The following is an 8,827-nucleotide window of genomic DNA, read 5'->3' as shown; positions in this document are numbered from 1 at the left end:
GGTGAGATTCTCGGTGCGACTCTACAGGGGATTGAAGAAAACAGGGAGAAGTGGACCGAACGTGGTTATGCTAAAAATATCATGCGAAACTCAGATGGTCTCACAGGCTTGCACGTGGATATTGGGCAACCTAGCCGTCTTGTATTTGCGGAAAGTGCCATTGATTTGATGTCTTATTATGAGTTACACAAGGATAGCCTGCAGGACGTCCGTTTGGTATCAATGGATGGTCTGAAAGAAGGTGTTATCGGACGACACTTAGCTCAACTTCAGTCAGAACTATCAGGTCGTCCATTAAACTGGAACTATGATCAGCTTGCTGAAGGGCTACAGATAGCGATTGATAAGAACTTTTTCACGGATGGAAAACACTCAGACTGGATTACTCTTGCGGTAGATAATGATGAAGGGGGTCAAAACTTTATCAGTTCTTTGAGGGAAAAAGGAGCCGTGGTTAACGAAGCTTTACCAGATTTACAATCAGGGCAAACGAAAACGGACTGGAATGATTACCTCAAAGAAATGAAGAAGTCAAAAGAACAACTGGCGAAAGAAGAACCATTAGCTTCACATGAGGATTACCAAGAGTTCGATCAAATTGTTGAGCGGTTAGCCAAAGACTATCAGATGATGAGTGTAGACGTTCAAGAACAAAAGACTGACGTTGAGGCACAAGAAAAAGCCCTTGATAAAACTCAAGAGCCTGATAATAGCGATGCGGGCGAATTTCATCGCACTTCCGATTTTTTAGGAGGAAACTCTCCAAGGACAGCATCGCAGCCTGTTGTGGAACAACCACAACCTGATTTTCCTGTCATCGCTCAACTGTATTTTACTACAGAAAAGGCACGTGTGTCAAATATTAAACCTAACTATCGTGTAGCTAGAAAGAAAGATTTAAGTGATTTAAATTTATTTGCGCCAACGTTACAAAGTACAGCTCAATGGTATTTGAGAGAATTAGCAAATAGCAAAGTATATTATTTCTTTAAAGATGATATGGGTCAGCTTGAGCAAATGGAAGTAACTTTTCAAGAGAAAAACTTTGCCCATTTAGCGGGCATTTCCCCAACTGATCGAACGATGGGAGCTACACTCCATGATTTTGCTCAGGGAAATGGTCATTATAAGAATATCCAAGTATCAAACGCACTACGTGATAAAATGAAAGTTTTACCTCTATTACCTGATATTTTGGAAGCTGGGTCATTTGTTTTTAACGATTTATCAGCAGTTGAAAAGTTGGATAATTTAGATTTGTCTAAAGCGATTGTTCCAGAAGATAATGATTTACTAGTTTTATTTAAAGATAATCCCAAAGATGGACTTATCCCTTCTTCACTGATGCGAATAAAAGGAAAATTGAGTGAATCCCTAGAAAAAATAGATAGCCATGCAATTTTAGGAGTTTACCGTGAACGTGATGGTCAGATTAAACAGCTCTCTATCAATGAAGAATATATCAAAGATGGTGGGCAAGAAATGCTATCAATTTTGGAGAATAAACAGTATGAAGAATCTCGTGATATAGATGATCAATCAATGGATGTTGTTTCATCTCTTGATCAGAACGTCGTAACTAAAATTACTGATAACGGATTGGAGCATGAAAAATCAACTCCAACGGGAATAGAACAACCGATTCCTCAACAAAAATTGGAAAGTTTACGAACCTATTTTGCTCGGCAAATGGACAAAGTGGAAACAGGAGTTGGTCATTCTGGAGCTGGGGGATCTTATGTAGCCTACTATTTGAGAAATGCGTACGGTAATAGGATAGAAATTGCTGATACTGATTTAGGTAATCAATTATCGTCTGAAGAGCAACTAGCTTCTTTGATGGATAAGATTGTTACAAATTATGGCAAACCATTCTGGGATGCTGTCCAACATCCAAATTATGAAGTATCGGATGAAGAAGCAAATCAATTAGCCTATCCAACAGTTAATCTAGAGTCTTTATCCGAAGTGTTTGGCTATTCCCCAGACGTAATGACAGAAGAGCAACTTCCCATCCCTGAACCTACTTCAGCTGAAGATTTCACAAAAGTTTTGGATGCTGTCTATAATGTTGGCATTCCAGAAGATTTAGCACGTGTCCCAGAAGAAGTCTTGCCTGCTTGGCAGAAATATCTGGAGGTGTCAGAAGAAAATCAATGGGGCTTAGAACAAATGGTTGACTATGCAGATAAAAACAGTCTCTTAGTCAAAGATTCTGCTTTCTATAAAGAGTGGCAAGAGGATATGATCTATAAAAATGACTATCATGTTCGCTTGCAATTTGCTGAGAATTGGGATAATGGCGTTGAGCTTCCTTTCCGTACAGAACAACTGATTGATTACAAAACATTTGTCACAGGACTTTACGAAGCTAATCAAGCCCATTATCAACGTAGGCAAGAGACTCAGCTTCCTTACACCAAAACAGAGTTTGATATTTACGCTCCTGGCGGACAGCTCATCAAGGATAATGTCCACTATGCTATTGGAGATGAGACAAGACCCGTTTCACAACTCATGGGGTTAGGTTATCGTCGCCTACCAGGCTATCAAGATTTAGCTGCTATAGATGACAGTGTCCTTTATCAGCTGGAAAATCAAGAGCTAAATCAAGAAATCGCTACTGAAGCTAATGAACATCCCTTAAATTCACAAGAAATGCCTCAAGAAGATAGCCGTCCAAGAGAAGCCTTCACTTCTCCTAAACAGGATATCAAAGCGGGGCTAGCCCAACGAGTAGAAGAGATTATGGCAGAGGATGCTAAAAAGCAATTAGAAGCAGCTGCTCCTCGAGTTCAAGAAGCTTTATCGATGGAAGGTGATTTGGTTGGAACTCCTCAAGCTGATGGTTCTGTTATTTATACGAATAGTGAGGAGTTTGGTCAAGGGTATCAGATAGAGCTAACGGTTTATAGTCCAGAAAGGGTTGACAATTTATCTGATACGACAGCGCCTTGGACTATAGCACTACTCAGAGGAGAAGAAAATCTCGGCTACCTAGCTTACGGCAGTGATTGGGGCAATGACTTTCAGATTGAAGAAGAGCTAGAGAAGCTTGCTGAAGCCATCAAGGCTAACAAATTGCCTAAAGAGCTGTATCAGCAGGAAGAAGTAGATGCTTTTTTAGCTAACAGCACAGGTCAAGGAAAGCATCAAGAAACTACAATATCAGGTGAACCTTTTGACTATAACACAGCATCAGCTTATGAAATCAGCGAACATGCTTTCCAAAAAATTCGTGAGTACACACAATCCCCTGAAGACTTATTGGAGTACATGGACTTTATGAGTAAGTTTCCAAGACTTTCTCCAAGAAACGTCGCTCTTATCCAAGAGCAATGGCGTGGTGCAAATGCCGTCGCTACTTATAACCAGTGGCAAGCTATGGGAGAAGCCCTAGATATTAAGCCAGAGGATGTCATTCCGACGAAGGCAATCTATACCAATAAGCGAACAGGTGAAACTAAGGAAGTTGTTCATCAAAACCTTTCTGTCAAAACAGGTGAAAAGTCGCAAATTACACTGTTTAGACCATTGATGGTTCGGATGATTCCAGTCCTAGATGAAAACGGTCATCAAGTGAAAAATGAGAAAGGTAATCCAAAATTCAAAAAGCTATCTGAGGCTACACCAGAAGAGAAAGCCTTGGTGAAAGACGGTAAACTGCCTATTCGTCAATTTCAAGAAAGAGATCCTAAAACAGGTTATCCACGTTTCACAACCTATAAGGTGTTTGAGTTATCTCAGACGACACTTAAACCAGAAAGTTATCCCAAAGCAATGCCAAACCGTCATTACAATTTTGATACGGATAAGGTTAAGACGAAAGAAGTTCTTGAAGGCTTGTGTGATTATGCGGAAAGCATTGGTATTACCATGATGAAAGATGAAGCGCATGTTTTAGGAAATGCAAAAGGTGCCTTTTACCCAGGCGAACAGCTTGTTTTGATCAATCCAGATAATACACCTGGAGAAAAAATTGCTACCACCATTCATGAGTTAGCACATGCAACACTTCATAATCCTAAACTGGCCGATCAGTATCAAGAGCTACCGAAAGGACAAAAGGAATTTGAAGCTGAGATGACCAGTCATTTACTCTCAAAACACTTTGGACTAGATACTTCTGAAAAAGCGATTAAGTACATGGCAAGTTGGACGGATAATCTAAAAGCGCTAGATGATAAGCAACTGACTGATTCTTTGAAACGAGTTCATAAAACTGTTTCTAATATGATGAAGCATGTTGAAAACCATACCAAACCCTATTCATTAGGAAAAAATCGAGGACAAGCGCCAAATTTTCCTAGAACCCCAACCAAAGGACCTAGTAGATAAGTTAAAAGGTGCTCTCAAGTGAGAGCGCCTTTTAATGTACATGAAAGAATATAAAAAGTTGTATAACAAAGTGTGCAGTTATTTTTGGAAAGGGCATAAGTTCTATGACTTGTCCCCTTACTGCAGGGACTGTCATTATCCCTTAGACTAAAGTTAGCTAATGAAAGGAGAAAGATTATATGGTAACAGTTATTCTAGCTGAAAAAGAAAGCCAAGCTGCTGCATACGCAGAAAGTCTGGGCTTAGCTAGTAAAAAAGGAAAAGTACATATTGTGAAGCAAACACCCTATTTTTCAGATGAGGTTCATATTATTGCTGCGGAAGGGCATTTGTTTGAATATAGACTGCCAAAAGATAATTGGGATTTGGAGAAACTACCTCTAGTTGATGTATCGTTTAAACAGACGCTAAAACAAGACAAAGTCTCTAAAGAGACCTTTAGACAGATTTATCAAGAGGTGGTGGCAGCCTCTCAAGTTATTATCGGTACAGACTCGGATAGAGAAGGGGAGCGTATTGCCTACTCCATTCTATCTCATATTCCAGAAGGGAAAGACAAAGTCACCAAACGTCTGTGGGTCAATTCCATGACGATACGTGCCCTTCAGAAAGCTTTTCAACATCTGAGAGATCCGATAGAAACCTATAACTATTATCTGGAAGCTGAAGCACGTGCACAGTCAGATTGGCTTGTTGGGATGAACTTGTCCCCACTAGTCACCCTAGAGCTTCAAAAGAAGGGGCGGTTGGCGAAGGGAAAAGGCAATAGTTTATCAGTAGGTCGTGTTCAAACGCCTGGCGTGCGCTTGATTTGTGAGAATGACCTTGCTATCCAGAATTTCAAACCTCAAACATACTGGAAATTGCAACTAGAAGATAAAGCGACAGAGACGACGTTTTTTCAGAAAGACAAGTACCTAGATAGTGATATGATTTTAGCGACTTCACGACAATTGGAGCCAATCTCTACTGTTTCTTCAGTTGAAACTGAGGAGCACCAGAGGGCAGCTCCTGCCTTATTTAACTTGTCTGACCTTCAAGGATTGGCTTCTAAACAATGGGGATTTTCTCCTGCTAAAACAGAAAGTCTGGTAGAAAGTCTCTATATCAAAAAATACTTGTCTTATCCAAGAACAGATACTCGATTTATCACAGAGGAAGAATTTGATTATCTTAAAACCTATCTAAAGAGTTACCAGGATGTTGTGAATTGCGTATTTGAGCCTGTTTATTTAGAGTCAAGGGAAAATTATGTTGACTCTAAAAAAGTGGCAAAAACAAGCCACTATGCCCTTATTCCGACAGAAAATATTCCTAACTTAGTAACCCTAAAGCCAGATGAACGTCTTATCTATGAAGCGGTTGTCCGTCGAACTATTTTGATGTTTACGGCTGATTGTCGCTACAATACGACAACAGTTGAAGTAGAGAATCAAGGATTGGTCTTTAAAGCAAGAGGTAGACAAATGCTTGATCCAGGTTGGGCGGCTTTTAGCCAACAAAAACTCAAAGGAGATGTTGAGTTACCAGATTATCGTGTCGGAGATCAGCTAGAAACAAAGACTACTATTCTTGAAGGTGTGACAAAGCCACCTAAGAGAATGACCGAGAGTCAATTCATCGGTGAGATTTTGCCGAAGTATGGTTTAGGCACGCAGGCAACGAGAGCTGCAATGCTTAAAACGATTCAAGACCGAGGCTATATCACCAAAGATAAAAAAACAGGGCAGCTCTTTCCAACGAACAAATCCTATCTCTTGATTCATTATCTCTATGATAATGAGTTTGCTAGCCCTGAAACGACCGGCGGCTGGGAACTATTTCTCTCTCAAATTGGAGATGGAGAGATTAACCCACGGGAATTTGTGGATGCGATTAAAGAGAAACTAACTCTTCAAATTGAAACGGCAAAAGGAAGGAGTGATTAACGTGCTAGATGAGCTTAAAACCCCATTTCTTGATAAATACACAGATAACCTGACGGCTAAAGTTGCTAAAAAAGCAGATGACTACCAAGTCTATGGGCGAGATAAAGAGGTTCAAGCCGTCATTATCTCCCTTCTCAGACGAACCAAAAACAACCCTATCCTAGTAGGAGAAGCAGGTGTTGGGAAAACGGCTATTGTTGAAGGACTAACACTTGCCATTCTACGAGAAGAAGTTCCTGACGACTTAAAAGGTTTAACAGTTCGTTCTTTGGAGCTGTCCAGCTTGATGAGTGAAGAAGATGGTGGTTTTATTGCTAAGTTCAAGAAAATCATTGAGGAGATGGTCGCTACTCGTGGTCAAAATCTTCTCTTTGTAGATGAGTTTCATACCATTGTCGGTGCAGGAAGCGAAAGTGGTCAAGCGCTTGACGCAGGAAATGTCATCAAGCCTGTATTAGCTCGTGGTGATATTCAGCTAATCGGAGCTACTACACTAGATGAGTTTCACGACTATATCGAAACAGATAGAGCCTTAGAACGTCGTATGCAACCTATCATGGTAGAAGAACCGACAATTCCACAAGCTATAACGATTATAGAGCAAGCGAAAGGTATTTATGAGGACTTTCATAATGTTCTGATTAGTTCAGAAGCCGTTGCTCAGGCGGTTCGTCTATCTGTTCGCTACATTACTGACCGTTTTCTTCCAGACAAGGCGTTTGATTTAATTGATGAGGCTGCAACCATTGCTTCAGCTGAAGAAAAAAGAATTGTCACAGAGGAGGATATTGCCCAAGTCTTGAAAGGTCGCACTGGTATTCCAGTAACTACGATTCTAAAAGGAGAGGAGGAGCGCTTAGTCGGCTTTGAAGAAAAACTGATGAGGCGGGTTAAGGGGCAAGAAGAAGCGATTGAAGCGGTTGTCGATGCAGTGACGATTGCCCAAGCAGGCTTACAAGATGAAAATAAGCCTATCTCATCTTTTCTTTTCCTCGGACCGACTGGCGTTGGAAAGACAGAACTATCAAAGGCTGTCGCAGAAGCTCTTTTTGACGATGAAGATGCCATGCTTCGTTTTGATATGTCAGAATACAAGCAAAAAGAAGATGTGACAAAACTGATTGGAGATCGTGCAACACGAACAAAAGGGCAGTTAACAGAAGGGGTTAAACAGAAGCCTTATAGTGTCCTATTGCTAGATGAAATTGAAAAAGCCCACAATGAAGTTATGGATCTCTTTCTGCAGGTGTTAGATGATGGGCGCTTGACGGATAGTTCAGGGCGTTTAATCAGTTTTAAGAATACTATTGTGATTATGACTACGAATATTGGGGCTAAAAAAACCATTAACAAATGGGAACTAAAAGGCAATTTTCATAGCTTGACTGATCGAGAACGCCAACAATTTGAAAAATCAATGGACAGTGAACTTCAAAATGAATTTCGCCCAGAGTTTCTCAATCGGATTGAAAATAAAATTATCTTCAATCTTTTAGAGAGAGATGTTATTGAGACCATTGCAGAGAAAAACTTATCGGAAATTGCAGAGAGAATGAGTCGCCAAAATTTAACTCTTTCCTACGATTCTAGTCTAATCCAGTATTTATCTGATGTTGGAACCGATGTTAAAAATGGCGCACGTCCCCTGGAGCGTTTGATTAAGCGGAAGGTGCTAGCGCCTATCTCTGCCAAAAGCTTAGCTTTAGACAAGGGTAAACAGACATATCATGTTCATTTGTGGGTTGAGGGAGACGTCCCAGACAGCCAACACCGCAAAGATTTAAGGCAAGTTCAGGTTAAAATCGAGGGAGAAATAGATACCCTTTTCAGTTGAAAAAAGTTTTTCCTGAAGTTTGTCCCCTTAACACACAAAATTTAATTATCCCTTACACTAATAATGTCAATAAAAAATAAGGAGGTTTCTATGAACACATTGACACATTATGTAAGTAAAGTAAGAGCCAAAAGTAAAGGTTACTTGCTTAGCTTATCCCTTTTTCTGTCAGGTATCCTGACGAGTCCAGTCTATGCAGACGATCCGTTTGCGAAAACAGAAGCGTTATCGCAACAAGGTATTTCTAAAGTACAGGGTATAGGAATTGTCACTTTAGGACTTGCCGTCGTTGTAACAGGTCTGATCTACGGTTTTGGCGGTCGTGAAATTAAAGCAGCTATCAAAAAGCACTGGGTAGCTATTGCAGTAGCGATTATTGCGGTCTCTGCTGGACCGAGTATCGTTGAGTGGGGCTTTAACTTCGTGAAAGGTTAAGGTGGCTATCATGGCATTTATCCCTTTTAAGAAAAGTAATAAATGCGTGATAACAGATGATTTATTTCTTGAAATCACCTGGGAAGATGGCAAATCTCCAGATGATGATAGTGAACTTCTCGGTATTATCGAGGGGTTGGATCAGCAGTATTTGGATACTTTTTCCCAATCAATTGAGGAGTCTTTGCCATATCTGACCTTCTTTCAAGCGGAGAACCTTTTTCAAACCTTACGAGATGCTTACGGTCAACTTCAACTGAAACAAGTTGCCATCTGTCATCTCGAAGGAAAA

4 protein-coding genes and 1 pseudogene are annotated in these 8,827 nt (G+C 40.4%); all 5 read left to right on the top strand.

Annotated features, from left to right (window positions below):
* Positions 1 to 4,338, top strand: a 4,338-nt coding sequence (locus AALA56_RS09140; protein ID WP_369909742.1) for a PBECR4 domain-containing protein, incomplete at its 5' end; no start/stop codon positions are given.
* Between the two features lie 179 nt (positions 4,339 to 4,517).
* Positions 4,518 to 6,266 carry a type IA DNA topoisomerase gene (locus AALA56_RS09135; protein WP_369909740.1) on the top strand — a complete coding sequence of 583 codons (1,749 nt, stop codon included), beginning with the start codon at positions 4,518 to 4,520 and terminating at the stop codon, positions 6,264 to 6,266.
* 1 nt (position 6,267) lies between these two features.
* A complete protein-coding gene (locus tag AALA56_RS09130; RefSeq protein WP_369909743.1) occupies positions 6,268 to 8,100 on the top strand; it encodes an AAA family ATPase in 1,833 nt (610 codons plus the stop codon).
* Positions 8,101 to 8,190: 90 nt separating this feature from the next.
* The gene (locus AALA56_RS09125; RefSeq protein WP_277294299.1) at positions 8,191 to 8,535 is read left to right on the top strand and encodes a TrbC/VirB2 family protein; all 345 of its coding nucleotides are present in this window, start codon (positions 8,191 to 8,193) and stop codon (positions 8,533 to 8,535) included.
* A 10-nt stretch (positions 8,536 to 8,545) separates the two neighbouring features.
* Positions 8,546 to 8,827, top strand: a pseudogene (locus tag AALA56_RS09120) (hypothetical protein); the annotation flags it as partial.

Source organism: Streptococcus hyointestinalis (assembly GCF_041225505.1).
Lineage (GTDB): Bacteria > Bacillota > Bacilli > Lactobacillales > Streptococcaceae > Streptococcus > Streptococcus hyointestinalis_B.
This window is presented reverse-complemented; position numbering and strand designations above follow the sequence as displayed.